Source organism: Lysinibacillus sp. CD3-6 (genome assembly GCF_006351725.2).
GTDB lineage: Bacteria > Bacillota > Bacilli > Bacillales_A > Planococcaceae > Lysinibacillus.
The window spans coordinates 186633-210054 of record NZ_CP085880.1 but is presented as its reverse complement, the minus strand read 5'-3'; the positions used below and the strand labels follow the sequence as shown (position 1 = coordinate 210054).

General features: G+C 38.0%; 19 protein-coding genes. 9 read left to right on the top strand and 10 right to left on the bottom strand.

Translation table 11 applies throughout. The features are described from left to right. Positions 1-373 precede the first annotated feature (373 nt). Positions 374-928, bottom strand: coding sequence for an HPP family protein (locus tag FH508_RS00995; RefSeq protein WP_139859534.1), 555 nt, complete (start codon positions 926-928; stop codon positions 374-376). 241 nt (positions 929-1169) lie between these two features. Continuing rightward, positions 1170-2531: an acetamidase/formamidase family protein gene (locus FH508_RS00990; protein ID WP_228134334.1), complete on the bottom strand. Its 1362-nt coding sequence runs from the start codon at positions 2529-2531 to the stop codon at positions 1170-1172. Between the two features lie 459 nt (positions 2532-2990). On the opposite strand from FH508_RS00990, the gene FH508_RS00985 reads away from it, so the two are divergent. Together FH508_RS00985 and FH508_RS00980 are read left to right on the top strand one after the other, a co-directional pair. Beyond that, entirely contained in the window at positions 2991-3713 is a 723-nt protein-coding gene (locus tag FH508_RS00985; protein ID WP_228134333.1) for a response regulator transcription factor, read from the top strand. Further along, the gene (locus tag FH508_RS00980; RefSeq protein WP_228134332.1) at positions 3710-5101 is read left to right on the top strand and encodes a sensor histidine kinase; all 1392 of its coding nucleotides are present in this window, start codon (positions 3710-3712) and stop codon (positions 5099-5101) included. The genes FH508_RS00985 and FH508_RS00980 overlap by 4 nt, the downstream gene beginning before the upstream one ends. A gap of 43 nt (positions 5102-5144) precedes the next feature. On the opposite strand, the gene FH508_RS00975 is transcribed toward FH508_RS00980, so the two are convergent. The 6 genes from FH508_RS00975 to FH508_RS00950 all read right to left on the bottom strand — a co-directional run bounded on the left by FH508_RS00975 (position 5145) and on the right by FH508_RS00950 (position 10950). Beyond that, positions 5145-5504, bottom strand: coding sequence for a YxeA family protein (locus tag FH508_RS00975; protein ID WP_228134331.1), 360 nt, complete (start codon positions 5502-5504; stop codon positions 5145-5147). A 1-nt stretch (position 5505) separates the two neighbouring features. Further along, positions 5506-7374: an ABC transporter permease gene (locus FH508_RS00970; RefSeq protein WP_228134330.1), complete on the bottom strand. Its 1869-nt coding sequence runs from the start codon at positions 7372-7374 to the stop codon at positions 5506-5508. After that, the gene (locus FH508_RS00965) at positions 7361-8128 is read right to left on the bottom strand and encodes an ABC transporter ATP-binding protein (RefSeq protein WP_228134329.1); all 768 of its coding nucleotides are present in this window, start codon (positions 8126-8128) and stop codon (positions 7361-7363) included. The genes FH508_RS00970 and FH508_RS00965 overlap by 14 nt, the downstream gene beginning before the upstream one ends. Before the next feature lie 342 nt (positions 8129-8470). Beyond that, positions 8471-8944 carry a glutathione peroxidase gene (locus FH508_RS00960; RefSeq protein WP_228134328.1) on the bottom strand — a complete coding sequence of 158 codons (474 nt, stop codon included), beginning with the start codon at positions 8942-8944 and terminating at the stop codon, positions 8471-8473. A 27-nt stretch (positions 8945-8971) separates the two neighbouring features. Then, complete coding sequence (locus FH508_RS00955) at positions 8972-10306, bottom strand: FAD-dependent oxidoreductase (protein WP_228134327.1); 1335 nt, start codon at positions 10304-10306, stop codon at positions 8972-8974. 356 nt (positions 10307-10662) lie between these two features. After that, the gene (locus FH508_RS00950) at positions 10663-10950 is read right to left on the bottom strand and encodes a DUF6509 family protein (protein ID WP_228134326.1); all 288 of its coding nucleotides are present in this window, start codon (positions 10948-10950) and stop codon (positions 10663-10665) included. Positions 10951-11111: 161 nt separating this feature from the next. Here FH508_RS00950 and FH508_RS00945 point away from each other — a divergent pair, with 161 nt between their 5' ends. Next, complete coding sequence (locus FH508_RS00945) at positions 11112-12296, top strand: alanyl-tRNA editing protein (RefSeq protein ID WP_228134325.1); 1185 nt, start codon at positions 11112-11114, stop codon at positions 12294-12296. A gap of 186 nt (positions 12297-12482) precedes the next feature. Here the strand turns inward: FH508_RS00945 and FH508_RS00940 are convergent, their stop codons facing one another. Then, positions 12483-14495 (bottom strand): methyl-accepting chemotaxis protein, encoded by a 2013-nt coding sequence (locus FH508_RS00940; protein WP_228134324.1) that lies wholly within the window; start codon positions 14493-14495, stop codon positions 12483-12485. A gap of 310 nt (positions 14496-14805) precedes the next feature. Here FH508_RS00940 and FH508_RS00935 point away from each other — a divergent pair, with 310 nt between their 5' ends. Genes FH508_RS00935 through tatC form a run of 4 tightly spaced genes read left to right on the top strand, consistent with a single transcriptional unit; the run spans position 14806 to position 18383 of the window. Then, on the top strand, positions 14806-15546 hold the full coding sequence (locus FH508_RS00935) for a gluconate 2-dehydrogenase subunit 3 family protein (protein WP_228134323.1): 741 nt from the start codon (positions 14806-14808) through the stop codon (positions 15544-15546). A gap of 19 nt (positions 15547-15565) precedes the next feature. Next, on the top strand, positions 15566-17278 hold the full coding sequence (locus FH508_RS00930; RefSeq protein WP_228134322.1) for a GMC family oxidoreductase: 1713 nt from the start codon (positions 15566-15568) through the stop codon (positions 17276-17278). A gap of 51 nt (positions 17279-17329) precedes the next feature. Then, positions 17330-17533 carry a twin-arginine translocase TatA/TatE family subunit gene (gene tatA / locus FH508_RS00925; protein WP_139860418.1) on the top strand — a complete coding sequence of 68 codons (204 nt, stop codon included), beginning with the start codon at positions 17330-17332 and terminating at the stop codon, positions 17531-17533. Positions 17534-17543: 10 nt separating this feature from the next. After that, positions 17544-18383: a twin-arginine translocase subunit TatC gene (gene tatC / locus FH508_RS00920; RefSeq protein ID WP_139860416.1), complete on the top strand. Its 840-nt coding sequence runs from the start codon at positions 17544-17546 to the stop codon at positions 18381-18383. Positions 18384-18586: 203 nt separating this feature from the next. On the opposite strand, the gene FH508_RS00915 is transcribed toward tatC, so the two are convergent. Further along, the gene (locus FH508_RS00915; protein ID WP_139860414.1) at positions 18587-19414 is read right to left on the bottom strand and encodes a metallophosphoesterase; all 828 of its coding nucleotides are present in this window, start codon (positions 19412-19414) and stop codon (positions 18587-18589) included. 271 nt (positions 19415-19685) lie between these two features. Here FH508_RS00915 and FH508_RS00910 point away from each other — a divergent pair, with 271 nt between their 5' ends. Further along, complete coding sequence (locus FH508_RS00910; RefSeq protein ID WP_228134321.1) at positions 19686-22727, top strand: hybrid sensor histidine kinase/response regulator; 3042 nt, start codon at positions 19686-19688, stop codon at positions 22725-22727. Next, entirely contained in the window at positions 22721-23422 is a 702-nt protein-coding gene (locus FH508_RS00905) for a response regulator transcription factor (protein WP_228134320.1), read from the top strand. Before FH508_RS00910 ends, FH508_RS00905 begins: the two co-directional genes overlap by 7 nt.

The following is a 23422-nucleotide window of genomic DNA, read 5'->3' as shown; positions in this document are numbered from 1 at the left end:
AACACTCTTCTTTCTTCAATATAACAAATCCTATCCAACATATGCTAATAAGTTACAAATATGCACAAATAAAAGAGCTAAAGTGTTCGACTATACAAACACTTTAGCTCTACTTAGAGCAACATTAAACGATCCACGAAGCTCATTAAATTTTTTACTAAGGCAAGAGCACATCTGATATTTGCCCTTAAGTTGGTAGCCCAGTGCATGGTCTCAGATGGCTCTTTGCCCGACGCTCAACAATGTTGGCGTCATACTATTTATCTCTCTAAGTATTCACTGCTCCCAAGAGCAGCTAACACTACCAATGCAGTAGACGGGCAATAAATAAAATAGTTACACGAAATTAGTGTAAAAAAAAAATTTTTTTTGCTCACCAAAATTGTGGGTATTTTCTAGTCTGTCGTAAGTTATTTATTATTAAACCAAAGATGACAATAATCACTGCACCTATTAATACTGGCATTATTAAATAGCTCCAGCTATAGCCTCCTAAAATAATGATAATAGGGTTAGCTCCCGCTGGTGGATGGATAACGCCCGAAAGTGCCATAAAAAAGATCGTTAATCCAACAGCAAGGCTAATTGAATAGACACTTGATCCTAATAAAGAATACATCACCAATCCGATAAAGGCTGAAATTAAATGCCCTCCAATAATATTACGAGGTTGCGACAATGGCGCATTCCATACGACAAATACGAGTACACAGCTCCCCCCAAGGGATGCCATTAACCATGGTGCTCCTGTATAGTTTGTTAAACAAATCAATACAAAGATACAAAGTAAGCCACCTACTGCACCTGTTATTGCATCGGCTAAATTCGTTCTTGAGGGGGCATGTCCTCCTCCACTCATCTTAGCTATATATGCTTTGAGTCGATGATTTTTCACTTCTTTTTCTTGCAAGCGTACGAAATCTGCCATAGTCACCATCCTTGAAATCAAAAGTTGAAATTATATTAAACGCAATTAAATATATAGATTTAGAAGCTTTTATTATTATATCAGCTTAATACGAGAATTCAATTTTGATTTTTTGTTTGCGATTATGCTTCCACGTTCCTCATCGCAAAGCACGAGCCAATGTATTGTTACATTACACTGGCTCGTGCCTTATTTTTTCCCTTATTTAAAGTTTGTTGTTAAATTTCAGCAGCGCTTAATTTTAATCGTACTGCTTTTTAATAGGTTTATAAATTCGTGCTTTTTTTAGCACCGACTTTGGAACTTGGAAAGTAGCAGTTACAACACCAGGATGGCGGCCGATTTCAATGGATCCCGTAATTGTTGCGCGATTCATCACTTCTGGCTCACTCATCTCAAATAGTTTGGCTGCACGACTAATAGCATTATCTGTCGCATTATTTAATGTTGTACCTGTCCCTACTATGGATACTGGGAACGCTTCTTCTACTTGCTTCACGCCAAATTCCTCTGCTAGTTCGCGAGCTCGGCGTTTTTCTTCCTTCGAAAAAGGTTTCGCTGTGTATGGGAGATCCTCTTCATTTGGTAATAAAATAGGACCTTCAAGTGCTACTTTTTTCAATACACTTACCTGCAGCTGCACAATTCCCGCAACATCCGTCGTATGCCCAGCAATTTCTCCGTCTCCCTGCATCGCATGCATATCGCCAATGTACACACCACCGCCAGGTACTTTGACTGGACAAATAATGGTAGCCCCTTCGCGAACACGGCTAATATCCATATGGCCGTCAGTACGATGTATATCTAGTTCCGCTTCGGTAAATGCATATTCATGCGGCGCTCCGATTAAAAACGAACCAAAATCTCCTGCATTATGTGAATCTGGCATTGCCTTCGAAGGCGTCGTTCCTAGCTGACCTAAAAATGGGCGCATTCTTGCCATTACACCAATCAAATCGCTCGGTGCCAAAGCTACTACTGGGTTTTGCACTGAATTTTCAGGTGTGCGCATATAATTTTTTGCTTCTAACGCAATACGACGTGCGCCTTCGCGTCCAACTGTTAAACCAATAAACCCTTTTTGATCTAGTGCCATCGTGTACCCATTCGTCATTTTAAAAGGTGCCGTTTCTGTATCGCATGTTGAACAGCGTATTGCTTGCGGACCTACCCCACTCACTACGGTACTTGGATGAAGTTTGCCACAGCCCGGACATTTTACTGATACAAACGGATCTCCGATAAAACGATCGGGTATTGCCTCATCATGTCCAGATGCCGTCGCAAGAGATGTCACTTGTATGGATTTAATAGTAATAACAATTGCATCGCCTACTTCAGCGCCTTCAACAAACACGGGCTTCGTTACTTCATGTCCACCACGGATTGTTGGCGTTAGCATAGGACCCCAACATCCAGGCGTTGTATTGGCAATAATCGTGCCTCCATTTTTGACAGGGCCGAGCATTTGTTGCTGTGGATCCAAAATGCCGTCTATGAACTCATTTACGAACAGCGTTTCCACTGCTTCGACCTGCTGTACACTTTCGTCATTTTCTGGTTGTTTAGCTTTTTCATGCATCTGTAATTCTGTAATCATGTTTATCCACTCTCCCAATCCAAAAAATATTTTATGTAATCTACTTAAAGGTAAAAGATAGCTCTCCACATATGAGCAGAGAGCTAGTATTCATAATTTATTCATGTACAAATCAAAAATATGTGCAAATTTTATCATCTTGAAGAAGCCTTCACTTTAGTGCATTTTCTTTGCAATTACTAACAGCTCTGTCGCTGATGTCGATAAATAGCTACACTTTACCGCTTATAAAAATTAAATTCGACATAGAGGTCAATAGTTCCTGCTATTTCGATAAAACCTTTCCAATTTTACACACTGATTAGCAGTATGATTCAAGTAAATCTTGACAGCCTATTTTCACAGACTAAATCTGCCGTTTTCCCTTCATCATGCTTCGTCTTTTTCAGTACTTTCATTTATAATAAGGCTGATAAATAAGAAATGAATGCCAACCTTAAAGGAAAGGGCGTATGAACTTTGCAAGAACCAACAATTTTAATTGTAGAGGATGAAGCAGATTTAGCTAATCTACTAAAGGTGAGTCTTCAAAAAGAGGGCTATAAGCTTATCCATACAGCTAACTCCATCGACAAAGCGTGGTCGAGCTTTCAACAGGTGAAACCCGATATTGTGCTACTTGACGTTATGCTTCCAGACGGTGAAGGCTATGATTTATGCCGACGTATTCGTGAAGTTTCACATATTCCAGTTCTTTTCTTGTCAGCGAAAAACGAAGAGATAGATAAAATTTTAGGGCTCGCCATTGGCGGTGACGACTACATTACTAAGCCTTTTAGTCCTAAAGAAGTTGCCTATCGAGTAAAGGCACATTTGCGCCGAGCAGGCTATCAAATACAGGAAACAACAACTACTACACAAATAAAGACGATACAGGTTGGACCATTTGTGCTTAATAGTGATGAAACAGAAGTACACAAAGATGGTACATTATTAGAATTAACAGCTAAGGAAATCGGCTTAATGGCTTGCTTTATGCATAATCCAAACCGCATTTTAAGTAAGGAAACATTATTTGAACGTGTCTGGAGTGAGGATTTTTTCGGCTCAGACAATACGGTTATGGTGCACATTCGTCGTCTTCGTGAAAAAATTGAGCACGATCCTTCAAAACCTGTTTATATAACAACGGTCAAAGGGCTTGGCTATAAATTAGTCGTGCCAAAAGAGCCACAAACATGAGATGGCGATTAACAGCTCGTTTTTTACTATCTATATTGTCTATAGTCATTATCGTTATTTTCGTCAATACCGCCATTTTTATAGGGTTAATGATATATCAGCAATACAATAAATTTAATGATGCTACTGCAGACACAGAGGAAATCTTTGTGCGTGGATTTCAACAGTATATTGATATAAATAATGGTCAGCCTTCCGTAAGTGAAGAAGGGCTGCAACAGTTACATCAAAGAAATGCGTGGATTCAATTGCTTGATGCAAACGGACAAGTTATCGATGGCTATTTTACTCCTCCCAAGGCACTTTCCCATTATGCTCCCGTCGATTTAATTCAAGTTTATAAATATAAGGAATTCGATGTTGATACGACGGTTTATGTAGGCAGTAAAGATAATATTAGCTATTTAATTGGCATTAAAGGTAGTGGCGTATCAAGGTTAGTTGTTCATCTATCAGGTGCCTCTATACTACAACTTATCGGGAAGTTTGGATTGCTTATAGTTATTGCCGATTTATTAGTCGCAACACTTGTCGGCTGGTTATTTGGTCGTACATTAACGAAGCCTCTTTACGCAATGATCGAACGCATTCAGCATTTAAAAAATCACAAACATATGCCAATCAAAGTGCCAAAAGGTCTTTATCGACCTGTATTTGAAAATTTAAGTGAAGTATCGAGTGAGCTAGCTGCACATGAGCAAGAACGCAAACGACTAGAGTTGATGCGTGAGGAGTGGATTAGCAACGTCTCTCACGATATGAAGACGCCACTAGCTTCCATACGTGGTTATGCAGAGTTACTAAATGATCGGGGCTTATTACCAAATGAGCAAACCGAATATGCACAAATTATTGAAAAGCAGTCATTGCATATGCAAGATTTACTCGATGATTTAAATTTAACAATGCGGCTAAGACATCAGCAGCTCCCACTAGCTTTGACAGACGTCAATATCGTTCAGTTTATGCGGGAAATTGTCATCGACACACTAAATACGCCACCCTATGAACAAGCAAATATCGAATTTGATGCAACAGCAGAGGTCATTGTCCATTCGATTGACGAGCATTTTATGCGGCGTGCTGTGATAAATTTTTTATATAATGCAATACTGCATAATCCTCCAGATGTATGTGTTCACGTGTTAATAGATGCTAACACCATCACAATTACTGATAATGGTCATGGCATTAGTGCTGAAGACCTTACACATATATTTGAGCGTTACTACCGTGGAACAAATACTGAGCAAAAACAAGGGACTGGACTTGGCACTGCTATTGCACGAGATATTATTGAAGCACACGGTGGTACGGTGTCCATTACATCTGAGGAACAAAAAGGGACAACTGTCACAATTCAATTGCATAAAGTGAACGAAAAATAAAGAAGAGCGGTCCAATTATTATGGACTGCTCTTCTCTTATATTTTATTTCATTTGCGCTTGTACTTTTGCAGGCATGTCATCATATTGAATTTCATCATAAGACGTCACTTCATTTTCTTTTTTCACATAAAGCTTTAAATATGCATCTAGTCGCAAATTTTTTTGAGCAGAAAATTTCAACATCATTTCTTCTCCGTTTTCTTTAAAGGCTGGTAGCTCATACCAATACGTTTGGATAATTTGCCCATCATTCGCCTTAAATTCTTCAACTTCCCCATCGGCAGTTATATGCACATAGTAAGTGTCTTTATTTAAGCGATTAAAATCTACTGTCATGAGTACGCAAAGACCTGCTACAAATAAGATAAACAGTGCCCCAATACTTATAAACGTCTTTTTCATATTAATTCCCCTGTCTCACAATTTTATAAAACGACCGTACAGTAAAGAGGTAATACAAGCCGTAAATAACTGAATATGCAACCATCCATAATAGTACAGGCTTCGTTATATCCATATTAAATAATTGTGAAAAAGCTAAAAGCGCAAAAGCACTGTGCACGATGCCAACAATAAGCGGTGCGCTAAATATAACGGCAACCTGCCCTGCAACTGTCTTCAATATTTGCTTACTATTCACACCAATTTTATTTAATACTGCATACTTCGCCTGATCTTCTTCTGCTTCTGTTAACACTTTAAAGTAAATAATACTTCCTGTAGCTGCTAAAAATACTAACCCTAAAAAGCTTCCTACAAATAGTAATGAACCGACAGTACCTAGACTATCCTCATAGCTTTGAGGCACACTTGAAAACCATTCTTGCTGCTCAGTAGATAGCTGCTTATAAATTTGTTTAGAAATACTTTGTTGCTTTAAATCATTGTCCATGCTGACAGCCTGCATTGTAACACCTTCTGCATTTGTTGTATCAAATGCAAGATCGTTTACGACAAGCACCGTACCCGCTGGAATAAAGTTTAGCACACTGTCTGTATACATTTTGTCGATATGGAAGGATTCCCCGCTTAGCAATTTAAAGTTTTCGCCTGTATAGTCATGTGAAAAACGTTCATCATAGCTAACGTCTAGTAGTACAGCTGAACCGTCTGCAACATGCAGCTCACGATTTTTCCCTTGTAATGTCGCTAAACGATTGTAATCAGATTCCTTCAATAATGTATATTCAAAAAATGCAAATTCATTATCGACACGTAAATTTTTGGCATGAATCGTTTCATTGTATATCACGTTCTGTTGGTCAAATTCAACAGCGTCACCTTTCCACATAAATGTGTTTGGTAGCATTTGACGTACGCTTTCTTCAGTATTGTAGTACATCCCAAATACGCCACCACCAGCAGTAATCGTCGTTGCGCTTAAAATCGCGATGATGGATAACGATTTAGCATTTGCTCGTATTCGATATAGTAGTTGTGAAACACCGATTAAATTCAAGCCTCTCCAAGACCAAGATGTTGCCTTTTTCAAAGCCGTCAGTACGAAAACGCTCACACTATGGAATAGTAGATATGTCCCCACAATTGTTACACCGATTACTAAAAGGGGTGTACCGAGGATTGTGAACAGCTTCCAAATAGGACTAGTGAAAATATCAGAAGAGGCCGTATAATAGCCAAATGCAATAAGTACTGTCCCCATAATTGCGGCTAAAAATGATGCACGTGGAATTTTTTCACCCTGCTTCTCTGCGTGGAACAAATCAATTAGTTTAAATTGATAAATAACACGGTAGCCCTGTAAAGAAGTAAATAAGAATAGTACTGCAAAGATTCCCGCTGTCTGTAGCACAGCTTCAGGAGTAAATGTTAAATTAGCTACGACCTGATAGCCCATCAGTCGCACTAAAATTGTTAATAACACCTTTGACATAAAAAAGCCTATTATGATACCTAAAACCAATGATACGAGCCCAATAACTAAATTCTCAAAAAAGAGCATTAGGCCAATTTTTTGTTTACGGACACCTAGTAGTGAATAAAGTGCCACTTCTTTTTTTCGCTTCTTCATAAAAAATGAATTAGAATATGCGATAAATATTACAATGAAAAATAGTAGCACAATTGACGATGCACTCATTAATCCTTTAATTTGCTGTGACATACTCGTTGAGCCTGCAAGATCGTCACTGTATTTTAACGTTACAAATGTAAAGTAAATCACGATGCTAAATACCATTGAGGCAATATATAAAAAATAATTCGAGAAATTGCGCTGAATATTTTTACGCGCCAAACTAAATAACGTCATTTACTCCACCTCCGACGCTTGCAAGCACCTGTAATATTTCCTGGAAAAACTGCTTTCTCGTCTGTGTACTACGATGAATTTCCTTGGAAAGCTTGCCGTCTTGAATAAAGAGAATACGCTGGCAGAAGCTTGCTGCAAAAGCATCATGCGTGACCATCATGATTGTAGCCGCATGGGTTTGATTCAAATCACTTAAACTTTCTAATAAATCCGTTGCTGATTTTGAATCGAGTGCGCCTGTTGGCTCATCGGCAAAAATTAGCTTAGGCGAAGTTACTAATGCACGTGATGATGCTGTTCTTTGCTTTTGACCTCCAGAAATTTGATAAGGATATTTATCTAGTAGCTCACTAATGCCAAACAACTGTGCGATACGCTCTACTCTTATAGCAATTTCCTTCTGCGGCACCTTTGCAATGGCAAGTGGTAGTACAATATTTTCACGAACTGTTAAGGAATCGAGTAAATTATAATCTTGGAAGATAAAGCCTAAGTTATCACGACGAAAATCTGCTAACTGTGTATCTTTCATATGTGCTAAATTTGTATTTCCTATTACAATATCGCCAGTTGTTGGCGTATCAATTGTTGCTAATACATTTAAGAGCGTCGATTTCCCTGCACCAGAAGGCCCCATCACACCGACAAACTCTCCTTGTCCTACTTCAAATGTTATATTCTCAAGCGCTGTAAATGTATTCGCGCCTTTGCCGTATGTTTTTCCTACATTTTGTACTTTTAATAATGGCGTCATATACGCTCACCTCTTTCTGTTTCCAGTATACGGCCCTAAACTTACAGCAAAATTGTCGCAAGCTTACAACAACCTTAAATCAAAAAAAGCATGCACATCATGTGCATGCTTCAAACTAGACATAAGGTAAAAAACGAGTGTCAGGCACTCAAACAATTTACAATAAATTTAATACTCGTCGATTGGAGTGCGGGCGACTCCTGCGGGACAGCACAAAACCTAAGACGCAACAGACGGCGCGACTGCGACGGTTGCGGCTTACGGTGTGCCCGCGGAAAGCGCCCGACCTTAGCAGGAATCAACGAAGACAGTAGTCATCTACAATATATCCCCATCCGTTCTCTATGCTAGTACGTTTTTAATATCCTCTTCCATACTACTTGGCTTATCAGCAGAGCCGTAGCGTTTAATAATTTCCCCATTGCGATCTACTAAAAACTTTGTAAAATTCCATTTCACATTACTTCCAAGGAAGCCTTTAGAATGCGTTGTTAAATAGTTAAAGACAGGATGTGCCTCCTTGCCATTTACTTTCACCATTTCATGCATCGGGAACGTTACACCGTATGTTAAACGACATTGTGAGGCAGCTTCTTCCGCAGAGTCTACCTCCTGCTTAAACTGATTTGACGGGAAGCCAAGCACAACTAATCCATCATCATGATATTTCTTATAAAGCTCTTCTAATTCCTCAAATTGTGGTGTAAAACCACATTTTGTTGCGGTATTGACGATTAACATTGCCTTGCCCTTATACTTCTCTAAGCTATACTCTGTCCCATCCTCTAAAGCTACATCAATATCATAAATATTCATCTTTTATTCCTCCTATTTACCATTATTTTATATACGTGCATTCACTCTTGCCGCTTGCTGTAACGGATCCCAAACGCCATTAAAAGGAGGCGCATAGGCTAAATCTAAATCGAGTAAATCAGGTAATGTCATTTTATTGAATAGAGCTGTAGCAAAGACATCGATGCGTTTATCAACACCAGCAGGTCCAACAATTTGTGCCCCTAAAAGTTGCTGATCTCTCTTCCGCACAACAATTTTAATAAACATCCGTTGAGCTCCTGGGTAATATCCTGCAATATGCCGTGCAGAGATTTTATATGCCTCATACTCAAATCCAAGGTCCTTTGCCGTACGTTCATTAATACCTGTCGTCGCAATTGTTAAATCGAAAAATTTCAGTATTGAGGTGCCGACAATACCACGAAACGGTGCAAATTTGCCAGACATATTAAGCCCAGCTAAGCGCCCTTGCTTATTTGCCGTCGTTCCTAATGGTACATAATCTAAACGTTCTTTAACGATATGAAAATGAGTTGCACAATCCCCAGCCGCATATACATCTTCAACTGACGTCTCCAAATGACGATTAACGATGATTGCACCATTTTTAGCTAGACTAATATTTGTCCCCTCTAAAAATTGTGTATTTGGTTTAATACCCGAAGCGACAATAACTAAATCAGTAGCTAACGCACCTTTATCTGTTATGATTCGTTCCACACGTGATGTGCCCTCAAACGCTTCGGCAGTAGTATTTAATAGTAGCTCAATACCTTGCTTTTTTGCCTCTTCATGGACATGCTTAGCTAGCTCTTCATCTAAAATATTAGCGACCTGATGGCCTCGCTGAATAAGTCGCACGTTCTTATTACATGCCCGAATTGTTTCCGCCATTTCAAGCCCAATATAGCCCCCACCAAGAATGGTCACATGCTCAATATCTGGCGTTAAATCTGCAAGTAAATCCTCTAATTCAGGGATAGTTTTAACTTTATGAATACCTGCTAAGTCAGCACCCTTTTGTACAGGGATGATTGGATTAGCTCCTGTAGCGATAAGAAGCTTATCGTATGCAATCTCAAATGGCTCACCTGAAAATTGTGTGCCTTTAACAAGCTTGTTCTCCACATCGATCTGCTTGACCTCATGCCCCACTCGCGCATCAATACCGTATTTATCTCGGAATGTTTCCACATCCCTTGCAATAAGACGCTTTGATGATGAAATCCGCCCATCTACTACATAAGGTAAACCACATTGTCCATATGAATAGATAAAACCTCGCTCTAAAGAGGTAATTTCCGCCCCTGGTACATTTCGATAAATCTCCATAGCGGCAGACATTCCTGCCGCATCTCCCCCAATAATTACGAATTTCATCCTACAAGCCCCCTTTTCTCATGACCACTTAATTTCAGTATCGTAACTATGTAAATGACATTTCCCACCACAGACATAGCAAATCGTCCCCCCATAGGTGAAAAATCGTCATAACGCTTCCCTACTTTTGAGATGGAGATGGACGTACTGAAATCAAACGATATACACCACTTACTTTGCAACTTTTCAATAATTTAATGTTATCAAAAAGCTAATTACAAATGCACGTTTCCAGTACTACCTTTTTTTAAAAGGTAATGAGCGGTATGGGAACGACTCACCATTTAAACGTATTTTTCTTTTCTACAAAAAACAGGTAAAGAAAAACAACCGTTTTCCTTTACCTGTTTAAGTACTTATGCTTTTGCTATTTCTTCTTTGCAGAACGTTAAAATCTCTTCTAACTCATCATCTTCAAGCGCAAAGTCTAAATACTCTCCCTTTGCCTTTTCCATAATGAAGTAATTTAAAATAAATGGTGCACCTTCTTTTTCGCCAATTAAAACACGGATTTCAATACCCGCTTCATGGTACAGCTCGTCCTCTTCATCAATATCTACATCTAAAATAAACTCATAGCGCTTACCTTCAATAATATTCGTCGGATCTAAAATTTCTTCCACCGAAAATTGTGTAATATCCATTTATACTAGCTCCTTTATCTTTACCTATTCTTTTCTATAATAAATCAATTTCAGCATGGGTCAACTAGAAAACCTGTATACACCTACAAGCAATTATGCCACAATAAAGTAAATCTTTTCGTACTGCAATTCAAATCAAATGACATAAAGGGGGCTTTTTAATGAAAGAGCTACTATATTATCAAGATGCTATGCAACGGGAATTTACTGCAACAGTTGTACGAACTGGCATAGAGGATGATGGACGCCAGTACGTTGTGCTTTCTAACACGGCCTTTTATCCAACAGGTGGCGGTCAGCCGTATGATACAGGAACATTAAACAACACGAACGTAATCGATGTTGAAAAAATCAATGAAGAAATCCGTCATTATATAGAGGGCGATGCCTCCACTTTATCTGGTGAAGTGCATGGTACATTGAACTGGCAACGCAGATTCGACCATATGCAACAGCACGCAGGACAGCACATTTTAACCGCCGCTTTTGTCGAACTTTTTGATGCACAAACAGTAAGCTTTCACCTCGGTAGTGAGCAGGTGACGATTGATATTGCTGTCGACAGCCTATCAAAAGAGCAGCTCGCGGCAGCTGAGGCTCGAGCTAATGACATTATTTTAGAAAACCGTCCAATTGAGACAAAATGGATTACAGAGCAAGAACTTAGTAATTACAATCTACGTAAAGAGGTAGCAGTGACAGGTGAAATTCGGTTAGTCATTATTCCTGACTTTGACTACAATGGCTGTGGAGGTACGCACCCAACATCAACAGGACAAGTTAGCGCTATTAAAATTTTAGGCACTGAAAAAATGAAGGGCAATGTACGTGTGTCGTTTGTATGTGGTCAACGCGTTTTAGCAGAGCTAGCTATGAGAAAAACTGTACTTGCTGATGTTGCAAAACAATTAAGTGTACCTGAAATCGAAGCAGCTACAGCACTTGCAAAGCTACTAGCAACACAAAAAGCGACAGAAAAGGCACTCGTAGCAGCAAAAGAGGAATTGCTTACCTTTGAAGCAAATGCCTTGGCAGCTAGTGATAACAATATAATTACCGCTGCATTTAATAATCGTTCGATACAAGAACTTCAAAAATTGGCTCGTTTTATCGTGGCTGAACGTTCCGATGCCATCGCATTACTCGTTTCAGAAAATGAAGACAAGCTACAATTTGTGGCGACGCGTGGCGCCCATGGACAAACAAGTATGAAAGAGCTTGCCGCGAAAGTTTTACCACTTATTAATGGTAAAGGTGGCGGCAGTGATCAAATGGTACAAGGCGGCGGCGAGCGAATCATCGCCCGTGAGCAACTGCTCACTGCTATGCAAGAAGCGTTGAATTAGTGCCAGTCACTCAAACAATTCTGAACTCTTTCAACAATTTAAAACCCATTGTGAAAAAGCACAAAACGTGCCGTTGAGTAGTAAATATTCTCCGTCTTAGACAACAATGGCATAGAAAAAAGTGTTAGATTGATTGCCATCAATCTAACACTTTTTGTCTTTTGCACTAGCCTCTTAGCGCTCATTTTATAATTTAAATTGTTGAATTGCTCCTTGTAAGCGATTCGCCATTTCAGACATTTTGATCGTTTGTTCGTTCATAGTCTCTACAGTGTTCATTTGCTCGGATGTTGCGGTTTTCACTTCAGATACATAATCACTTGCAGCATGTGCTGTTGCCGCCATTTCTTCCATTGAAGCTGAAACCTCTTCCGTATTAGCAGACATTTGCTCTGCTGAAGCATTCATTTCCTCAATTTGACCTGCTATTTCACCAACAGCATGTACGATTTCTTCAAAACGTTCTCCTACTGCCTCAATAGCATCTAATCCTCGTGCTACATTTACTTCGCCACTCTCTGCAGCTTTCACAACCTCTAATGTGTATGCTTGTACTCGATCAATTAATACATTTATTTGCGCAGCAGAACCCGCTGTTTGCTCTGAAAGTTTTCTTACTTCCTCTGCTACCACTGCAAAGCCTTTACCTGCATCCCCTGCACGTGCAGCTTCAATTGAAGCATTAAGGGCTAGTAAGTTTGTTTGATCGGAAATATCAGTAATCATTTTTGAAATTAGTTCTATTTCTTTCGATTCCTGTTCCAATTTACGGATAATGTCGAGCTCTACTGCTGTTCCTCGCTGTATTTCATCCATACGATTAATAGATTGTTTTACCGCTCCATTACTTTCACTTATTTTCTCGGAAATAAAATCAGTATTAGATGCAATCGTCGAAGCAACCTCTGCCATATTTTGAATTCCTAATGCCATTTGCTCCATAGCTGATGCACCTTCTTCAGCCATTGCCGTTTGACTTTGTGCTCCACGTTCTACCTCACCTATTGCACCTGCAATTTGCTCAGAATGCTTCGTCACAGCATGTACATTCCCCATTAATGCACAAGATGCCTCATTTACCTCTGTTGCTTCCTTACTAACCTGTAATATCATACCTCGCATATTATCTGCCATTCTATCTAATGCACGTGCCATAGTCCCCATTTCATCAATACGCTTCAAATATTTATCAGGAATTTCTTGTGTAAAATCTCCATCTGATAATCCTTCACTAATACGCAGCACATGACGCAGTGGTCTACTGACAGATCGTGAAATCGCAAACGAAATCAACAAGCCCAATATGGAAACGATAATAGTCATAATAATGAAGTTTGTCTTCAATTGTGAAAGCCCTGACAGCATTTCATCTTCTAATGCGACTACCCCCATCTTCCAACCATTATCCAACGTATGATACCCCATTAAATTTGTACCATGATCCTTTGTATCAAAGGCAAAATATCCATTTGAATTACTAATCATTTCTTGTGCTGCTAATGATTCACCTGACAATTCACCAGATTTTTCAGCAGCGGAAATTTCATTGACCTGCTCTTTTACAAGGGCGTGATTTTTATGCCCGATAATAGTTCCTTTCGCATCTAACATTAAGGCATAACCATTTTTTCCAACTTTAATGTCCTCAATGATATTAGATAAGTAATAACCATCTATTCGTGCTAATAGCAATGCTTTTTCACCTGTCATTGTATCAATAGGTGCAACGATTAAAATAACTGGCTCATTCGTTACACGACTAATCGTGATTTCCGACATGACTGTCTTGCCTGTAAAGCCTTCTTTTACGTATGCACGGTCACCTAAATCAGCTGTCGTATTATCTAAATAATGAGCTATTCCATCCGACGTAATAATACCAAAGCCTAAATAATTTTTACTATCATCAATACGTTTCGTTAAATATGTCTTTTGCTCCTCAAAGTCCATATTACGGATAGCTGCTTGCTCCGCAATAGCCTCCACCTCTACTAGTGCAAGTTGGAAGTGTTCTTCTATGTATTTCGATACATCTTCTGCCCTCGATATTAAATTCTCTTGGACCTGTTCCTCAACTGCTTTTGTACTATTCCACCACGTAGAAAATCCGAGCGTACCACATGTCACAAATACTAAAGCGATAATTGCTACAACTAATTTACCACCAATACCTTTAATCCACATATTTGCTTTGCTCATTTCTCCAAATTTTTGTTTAAAATTTTGTAATTTTTTGCCCTTCTCCTTCAGAGTAAGGTCACGAAAACTAGAAGTCAACAAAACTTTTCCATTAACAATAAAAAATGTTTAAAATTGTATTTTTCATCATAAGCATAGTGCTTATAGTCTAATACATTTTATCCACTCCCTTTCTAAATTGTTATTTACTAGTTTATTTAAGTGGATGAAATTAAAACTTTTTCCATGGCAAATTGATTATAATCTGGTTTTTTTGCTGATTATAAAAGATAGAACACAATCTATTTACTTCTTGGAGGGGAGGATTTTTATGAGTACAGATAATAATGTCTCACGTCGTGATTTTTTAAAAACAACAGGTATTGCAGCTGGTACATTAGTCGGTGGTGGATTAATAGGTGGTCTTGTTGGCTATAACATGAACGGTAAAGGTACTTCTACATTAGAGCATGGTAACGGAACTACAAATGAAGCTGCTGCACCTAAAGCTAAAATGTTCTTCATGAACGACCGAGATTTTAAAATTTTATCAAATGCCACTGAGCGTATTTTTCCTAAAGATGATTTAGGCCCAGGTGCGATTGATTTAGATGTTCCTTACTTTATTGATCATCAGTTAGCTGGACAATACGGTAGTAACTCTAAGGAATATATGCATGGTCCTTTTGGGGAGGGTGCCCCAACACAAGGTTATCAAAGTCGCCTAACTCGTGCAGAGATCTTCAAACAAGGCGTTGAAAAAATGGAGACAGAAGCTCAAAGTCGCTTCAAAAAAAGCTTTAACGAAATAGAGGGCAAGCAAATGGATGAAATATTAACAGCCTTTCAAAAGGGTGAAATCCAAATGAATGGTGTAACGTCCGCATTTTTCTTCACTCTTTTACGAGCAGCTACGTTAGAGGGGGCATATTCAGATCCTTTATATGGCGGAAACCGCAATATGGAAGGCTGGCGTATGAAAGGCTTCCCTGGCCATCAGATGGCGTATATCACAATGATTGAAGATGCTAAGTTCCAAAAAATTGAACCAAATCAATTGGGCAATCACTAATTTGAGGGGGGTTTTATAAATGGTAACTACATTACCAAGTGTAGACGTTGTAACAGTAGGCGTTGGGTGGACAGGTGGCATTGTCGCTGCTGAATGCTCGAAAGCTGGATTAAAAGTAGTTGGTTTAGAACGCGGACAAAAACGAGGCACTGAGGATTTTTTAAATATTCATGACGAATATCGCTATGCAATTCGTTATGATTTAATGCAAAATCTGTCAAAGGAAACAGTTTCTTTCCGTAATAATCGTAAGATGCAGGCTTTACCTATGCGTCAACTTGGGTCCTTTTTATTAGGTGAGGGGCTTGGTGGATCTGGAACGCACTGGAACGGCATGACCTACCGATTTTTACCATACGACTTTCAAATTAAAACGATGACAGACGAACGTTATGGTGCTAACAAATTAGGTCCAGATTATTTAATACAGGATTGGGCATTAAATTACGATCAATTAGAGCCTTATTTTGATAAATTTGAAAAAACTACTGGAATTTCAGGCGATGATAAAAATCCATTTGCAGGGAAACGTTCAAGTGCTTATCCAACGCCTCCTATGAAAATGACGCCTATGCTACAACAATTTGAGAAAGCAACAAAAAATCTAAAATTATCACCTTATATGGTCCCTTCTGCTAACATATCAGAAGTCTATAAAAATCCAGACGGTGAAACAATTAATGCTTGTCAATATTGTGGCTTCTGTGAGCGTTTTGGTTGTGAATATGGCGCAAAATCTTCAGCGGAAATTACAGTAATACCTACTGCTTTAAAAACTGGAAATTTTGATTTACGTTACAATTCAAACGTTGTAGAAATTTTAAAACAAGGCAACAAAGCGACTGGCGTAAGATATATCGATACGATATCTGGAGAGGAATTTATCCAACCCGCGAATATTGTCGTATTAACAAGCTATGTCTTTAACAATGCCAAACTACTAATGGTTTCTAACATTGGGCAACTGTATGATCCAACAACAGGCAAGGGAACATTAGGTCGAAATTATTGCTATCAAATTTTACCTGGAGCAACTGGATTCTTTGATGAGCAATATAACACATTTATGGGTGCAGGTTCTCTCGGTATGAGTATTGATGATTATAATGGGGATAACTTTGACCATAGTGAGTTAGATTTTATCCATGGTGGTAATATCGCACTCACTCAAACAGGTGCACGCCCTATTGGATCGAATCCAACACCTCCAGATACGCCTACATGGGGACCAGAATTTAAAAAGCAGTCTATTCATTACTATACACGTTCATTCGGTATTGGTGCTCAAGGTGCCTCTATGCCACATAAGGAAAATTTCCTGTCACTTGATTCCAATTATAAAGATGCGTACGGTTTACCCCTTTTACAATTAACCTACAACTTTACGGATCAGGATCGAGCGCTCCATAAATTTGTTTCTGCTCGCGCTGCTGACATTATGAAAGAAATGGGTGCCAAAACAATTGTGCCAAATGCGGAAATTACTGACTATAACATTGTTCCTTATCAAACGACACACAATACTGGTGGAACAGTGATGAGCACGACACCAGATAAAGGCGTTGTGAACAACTATCTTCAACATTGGGATGTAGAAAATCTATTCGCTTTAAGTTCTGGAAGCTTTGCTCACAATAGTGGCTATAATCCAACAGGTACACTTGGTGCATTAGCTTATCGCTGTGCCGAAGGTATTGTGAAATATAGCAAATCTGGCGGTTCATTAGTGTAAGTTTGTCGTTATTAATGTACTAAAAATTTATATTTATAGGAGGATAACGCTATGGGCGGACTTGGAGCAATCGGCGTTCCTGGGTTAATTATTATTTTGGTTATTGTACTTATCGTTTTTGGTCCAAAAAAATTACCAGAAATCGGTGGTGCCGTTGGTAAAACGTTCGCAGAGTTCAAAAAGTCAACAAAAGGGCTAATGGATGATGACGAAGAGCCAGCGAAAAAAATAGAAAAAAAATCTGACGTTTCGTAGGAGGTTTCCTATGGATCCTTATGAAGAAAAAAATTATTTAAGTCCACTTGATAAAAAACTAGAGGAGCCTCCGTCGTTACAGGAGGCTCCTGTTGAAATTACTCATAATGGCATTGAACAGACAATTGTCGAGGATAAACCGATTCTACCTTTAGATTCCATATTCGAGCATATTGCAGAACTGCGAAAACAAATTATTAAAGGGCTTGCCGTCTTTATTTTATTTTTTATCGTTGCCTTTTCTACCATTAATATTTGGTTTCCATATGTAACCCGTGGGCATTCACTCATTATTTTAGGACCACTAGAGGTTGTGAAATTTTATATGACCATTTCCACTACTTTGGCATTTGGTCTATCTATGCCTTTTCTCGTTCACTTTCTTTGGAGCTTTGTAAAACCTGGCTTAAAGGAAGAGGAAAGCCGCTTTCTCGGGCTCTACGCACCAGTTATGTTTTTACTCTTTTTATTAGGTGTAGCATTCGGTTATTTTGTTGTGAATCCACTTAGCTATTCATTTTTAGTAAGTTTAGGCGCGGCAAATTTCGATGTCATGGTATCTGCCAGTGAATATATGCATTTTTTAATTATGACAACAGTGCCACTTGGATTATTATTTGAGTTGCCCATCGTTGCACTCTTTTTATCGTCAATTGGTGTGCTAACTGCGGAATCTATGAAAAAAATACGCGGCTGGTCCTATATCGCAATGGGGGTTGGCTCAGCGGTCATTACCCCACCTGATTTTATTAGTCAGCTACTCGTATTAGTACCAATGATTATTTTATACGAAATCAGTATTCATCTTGTAAAGCGTATGGAACGGAAACAAATAGAAAGCACTGCCTAAACAACTGCTGTTGATTTCCGCTGTGTGCGAATGTTTCCCGCTTCAATCAACTAAAGTAAATTGTTTGAGTGCCTGGCACCTGCCTTCGGGCAACGGCCCTCCGCTCCAATTCAACTGTTACAGACAAAGGATAAAAAAATGACAAAAGGCATCAAGAGTGAACTTCTTGTTGCCTTTTGTCAACGTCTCTAAGCACTGGGCAACTAAGACCCAGTGTTTATTCTCTTTAAATCCATAATAATAATTTCTGGTCGGTTAAAAATTCGGAAAGGTACGCTACTATTTCCTAACCCCCGACTAACTATCATTTGGGTCTTGCCTTCCTCATAAACACCAGCCGTGAATTTAGGAAACATTCCCTGTCCTGGTGCAACAAGTCCTCCTATACCAGGAATCCGAACCTGTCCACCATGTGCATGACCCGAGAATACTAAATCTATTTCTTGATTTACATACGTACTAAACACCTCTGGTCGATGTGCCAGCAACAGCTTTAGCATGTCTTCTGGAATATAAGCTGTCGCTATGTCCAGCATTTCTTCAGTTGATCTACCCATTAACGGATCTTCAATACCAACAATCGCCAAGCGCTCCCCGTTGCGCTCTAATACGGTCGATTCATTGGCCATCACATGTACACCTAACGATGACAGCGCCTCATAAATTTCACTAACCTTATTCGTTGCAACTTCATGGTTCCCAAGTACATAATATACATCCGCTAATTCGACTAAACCTCTCACTGCCTGTAAGCTCTGCTCCAAATTAAAACGATTGCTATCAATCACATCGCCTGTAATAAATATATAATCTGGGTTTGTTGCCTTAACCTTTGCAATGAGTTTTTGTTGGTTATTACCAAAGAGTGCATCATGTAAATCTGAAATTTGTACTATGCGTAGTCCATCAAAGCTGACGGGCACTTTTTCAGATTCATATACATGCTTACTTACAACCAGCCAGTGATTGTTTACGTACAAAAAAATGACTATAAAAACAAGAAAAAATACTACGTATAATAATTTTTTCAATCGCAATCGCTCACTTTGTGGCTACTTTTTCAGAAAAATTTCTTACCCTTCTATTATAAGCAAAAAACAGAGCGATTGTAAGTAGATGCGCTTTAATTACATAAAATGCACAAAATCCAACAATCCCTACCTATCTTTTATAGGAAATCATGTATATTCCATCTATTCTTAGTTAACTTTCACATGATATAATATAGGTATAATTTCACACTTATGTACAAACAAGAAATGTTAATATTAATACCTTAAATTTTAGGAATGAGAGATCAAAATGGGAATGAAAAAGCTATTACTTATTTTTATGGTCATTATTAGTATCGTGTTAATTGGGTTGACATCCCGTTTACACAATAATGAAAACCAAAATGCTCCTAAAGCTGTTGCAGGCGTTATAGATCTTAGACAATATGATTTGCACAAAAATACTGTAAGCTTAGATGGTGAATGGGATTTTACACCTAATAAATTATTGAATTATTCCGAATTTGACACGCATCATTCTTATTCAGTAAATGTCCCGTCTCTATGGTCTAAGTACAAGCTTAATGGCCAAAATTTCACTACACTTGGTAGCGGTACCTATCGGTTAAAAATATTAATTGATGATACAGATACTATTTTGGGCATCAAAACAGGTAATATCCGAATGTCGAATGCCATTTACATAAATGAAAAACGAATCGGACAAAGTGGAGAACCTGCTGAAGATTCGACATATATTCAACAAAATGTGCCGTATGTTGCTTATTTCGCACCTAAAAAAAATGAGCTTGAGCTCATCATACATGTAGCTAATTTTGATTATGCATCAGGTGGGGGAATTATTGGGTCCATTTTTATCGGGGATCAAGAGAGCATTGGTAAATTAAGGGAAGGTTCACTTTTCTACGATTTAATAACCATTGCTGCTTTTTTTACAATGTTTATTTATTTTGCTGGTTCTTACCTATATGCCAAGCTCGAAATTGAGCAGCTCTACTTTTCATTGTTTTGCTTCATGGTTGGTTTATACAGTTTATCTCATGGGGAAAAAATATTAATGTTGTTATTACCGATCAGCTATGAATTCCTAATAAGAGTCCAAATCATTTCAAGTATCGGCTCAGGTATCTTTATGCTGCTGTATTTTAACCATGCCCTACAGCAATTTTCACATAAAAAGTTTGTGAAAGCACTTTGTATAATTGGTATTTTATTATTAGCTACGGTAATGCTCCCAATATCCATTAGCTCATACTTACAAACTGCACATTCTATTTATATTTTAATAATTATCTTTTATTTGCTTTATATTCAAACGATTGCAATCTTTAAACGATTAGTAGGAGCTATTTACTTATGGCTTAGTTCCATGGCTATTCTTATCTATATGGTTGTAGCAACGTTAAATCTTAATATTAATCTAGAAATTTACTCTTTACCTCCCCTGCTCCCTTTTATTTGTTTAACGATGCTTTCTCTTTATATTTCACATCGTTTTACAGATTCTTATTTGGAAAAAGGAAGGTTAACAAATGCTTTAATCCGAGTAGATAAATTAAAAGATGAATTTCTCGCAAAAACTTCTCATGAATTTCGTACTCCGTTACACGGTGTGATTGCCATATCTCATTCCATGTTAGAGTCTAATGAAAGTTCCACATTAACGATGGAACAAAAAGAAAAAATATCACTCATATTTAATATTACAAAAAAGTTATCACATCTTGTTAATGACATATTGGATTTTTCAAAGTTAAAAGAAGGCGAACTAAAGCTTCGTCTTACAAATGTGGATCTTTATTCTGTGACCCATGTAATCGTCGAAATACTGTCGTACATCGAAAATAAAGATGTAAAAATTTACAATTACATCGAACGAGGGAAAATTATAGTAGCCGACGAGGATCGACTGCGTCAAATTCTTTATAACATAATAGAAAATGCTGTTAAATTTACTAGACACGGAAAAGTAGAGATTTCCTGCTACGAAGAGCAAGGATTCCTTACTATTGAAGTTAGTGACACTGGTCGAGGCATTGCTCCTGAACATATAGAGTCGATATTTGAACCATTCAGACAATTAGAAGACGCTAGTAAAGGTACGGGCTTAGGTCTAAATGTGACGAAGGAACTTGTGAAGTTGCATGGTGGAGAAATTACGGTCCATTCCGTTGTCAATCAAGGCACAACTTTCTCAGTCAAACTGCCTGTGCAAACAATAAAAAAAGTTCAACAAGATACGCAACAAAATAAAATTACATTAACAAAAGATTATTTACCTATAGCATTTCCATACGTTGCTGAAAGAAAAATGGGTAAAAAAATACTGATTGCTGATGATGATCATATTAACCTTAAAGTACTAATTGATATCCTTGCAAAGGAAAACTACTCTATTATCGCTGTTGATGATAGTCGGCAAGTATTTGAACAATTACAAGCGCATCCAAATATAGACTTATTAATATTAGATATTATGATGCCTAACCTTTCTGGATATGAGGTTTGCCAACAAATTAGGAAAAACTATTCTTCTGCAGAGTTACCGATTTTAATGCTTACAGCAGCGTTGCGACCTGAAGATATGCTAGCAGCATTCCAATCTGGGGCGAATGATTTTCTACATAAACCATTAGATACTGCTGAATTGAAGACAAGAGTACGAAATCTTATTTTACTAAAGGAATCGGCTGAAACTGCAATTAAAATGGAAACTGCGTTTTTACAAGCACAAATTAAACCACATTTTATATACAATGTTTTAAACTCGATTTTATCGCTAAGTTATATAGACTTGGATAAAGCCCGTATTATGATAACAGATTTTGCTACATTTTTAAGAAGCAGCTTCTCGTTCGAGAATACAAATAGCCTTATCCCTCTAGAACAAGAGCTCATGTTAATTCAAGCGTATGTCAATATTCACCAAACAAGATATCCAGATCAGCTTGAATGGGAAATTCAGATGGAGGAACCTTTAACTATACTAATTCCCCCTCTGCTCCTTCAGCCTTTAGTAGAAAATGCTCTATTTCATGGCTTAAAAAATAAGCGAGTAAATGGCAAAGTAACCATGACTATTAAAAAGGTTCAACAAATGATTGATATTAAAATTAAGGACAACGGTATAGGAATGTCACAAGAAATAATAGAAAAGGTTTTATCGGAAGAACCAACCGATCATCAAAGCGTCGGAATTCGCAATATTACTAAACGTTTAAAAAAATACGAGAAAGCCACTTTCCATATAGAGAGTGTTGTTGGTGAAGGAACGACTGTCATACTAAAATTCCCGCTTTTTTCGGATGAAAATGAGGTGGAAAAATGTTAAAAGCAATCATTGTTGACGATGAGATTTTAGCCATTAATTTACTAGAGACTATGTTAAAGGATAATGGGGCAATTGATGTTATCGGGACATATCTAAATCCACTAGACGCTATAGCAAACATCCCTACACTTAAGCCAGACATTCTTTTTTTAGATATTGAGATGGCAGAGATGAATGGAATTGATGTTGCTAGTAAATTAGGAGATTTAACACATGTAATGGATATTATTTTTGTAACTGCCTATGAGCATTATGCAATTGATGCCTTTTCCGTTCAAGCTATTGATTATATTTTAAAGCCTATCGACAAAGCTCGCTTAATGAAAACAATTGAAAGAATTTCACAACGGAAGGGAAATATTCAATTAACAGACGGAAATATACGTAATGAGGATGTTCAGATCATTGATAATATTCACTTCCATGTGCACTCAGGGAAAGTTTACATCGATGGGGTAACTTTAATTTTATCCACTAAGGAATTTCATATACTGTACTTTTTAGCACAGCGTCCAGGGGAAATTTTCCACCCTTCTGACCTGTATAAGCTCATTTGGGCGGAAGATAGTATTGGACAAACACAGGCTTTAAAAGTACATATTAGTAATTTGCGAAAAAAACTGGAGTCCATCTCTGGACATCGAGCTAAAATCGTAACTGTAAGAGGTTCCGGCTATTTGTTTCTCTTTGAGTAG

Bases quoted from the DNA above. Each gene is read 5' to 3' on its own strand.
- FH508_RS00995 (WP_139859534.1), bottom strand. From the start codon at position 928: ATGGCAGATTTCGTACGCTTGCAAGAAAAAGAAGTGAAAAATCATCGA.
- FH508_RS00990 (WP_228134334.1), bottom strand. From the start codon at position 2,531: ATGATTACAGAATTACAGATGCATGAAAAAGCTAAACAACCAGAAAAT.
- FH508_RS00980 (WP_228134332.1), top strand. From the start codon at position 3,710: ATGAGATGGCGATTAACAGCTCGTTTTTTACTATCTATATTGTCTATA.
- FH508_RS00975 (WP_228134331.1), bottom strand. From the start codon at position 5,504: ATGAAAAAGACGTTTATAAGTATTGGGGCACTGTTTATCTTATTTGTA.
- FH508_RS00970 (WP_228134330.1), bottom strand. From the start codon at position 7,374: ATGACGTTATTTAGTTTGGCGCGTAAAAATATTCAGCGCAATTTCTCG.
- FH508_RS00965 (WP_228134329.1), bottom strand. From the start codon at position 8,128: ATGACGCCATTATTAAAAGTACAAAATGTAGGAAAAACATACGGCAAA.
- FH508_RS00960 (WP_228134328.1), bottom strand. From the start codon at position 8,944: ATGAATATTTATGATATTGATGTAGCTTTAGAGGATGGGACAGAGTAT.
- FH508_RS00955 (WP_228134327.1), bottom strand. From the start codon at position 10,306: ATGAAATTCGTAATTATTGGGGGAGATGCGGCAGGAATGTCTGCCGCT.
- FH508_RS00950 (WP_228134326.1), bottom strand. From the start codon at position 10,950: ATGGATATTACACAATTTTCGGTGGAAGAAATTTTAGATCCGACGAAT.
- FH508_RS00945 (WP_228134325.1), top strand. From the start codon at position 11,112: ATGAAAGAGCTACTATATTATCAAGATGCTATGCAACGGGAATTTACT.
- FH508_RS00940 (WP_228134324.1), bottom strand. From the start codon at position 14,495: ATGAGCAAAGCAAATATGTGGATTAAAGGTATTGGTGGTAAATTAGTT.
- FH508_RS00935 (WP_228134323.1), top strand. From the start codon at position 14,806: ATGAGTACAGATAATAATGTCTCACGTCGTGATTTTTTAAAAACAACA.
- FH508_RS00930 (WP_228134322.1), top strand. From the start codon at position 15,566: ATGGTAACTACATTACCAAGTGTAGACGTTGTAACAGTAGGCGTTGGG.
- tatA (WP_139860418.1), top strand. From the start codon at position 17,330: ATGGGCGGACTTGGAGCAATCGGCGTTCCTGGGTTAATTATTATTTTG.
- tatC (WP_139860416.1), top strand. From the start codon at position 17,544: ATGGATCCTTATGAAGAAAAAAATTATTTAAGTCCACTTGATAAAAAA.
- FH508_RS00910 (WP_228134321.1), top strand. From the start codon at position 19,686: ATGGGAATGAAAAAGCTATTACTTATTTTTATGGTCATTATTAGTATC.
- FH508_RS00905 (WP_228134320.1), top strand. From the start codon at position 22,721: ATGTTAAAAGCAATCATTGTTGACGATGAGATTTTAGCCATTAATTTA.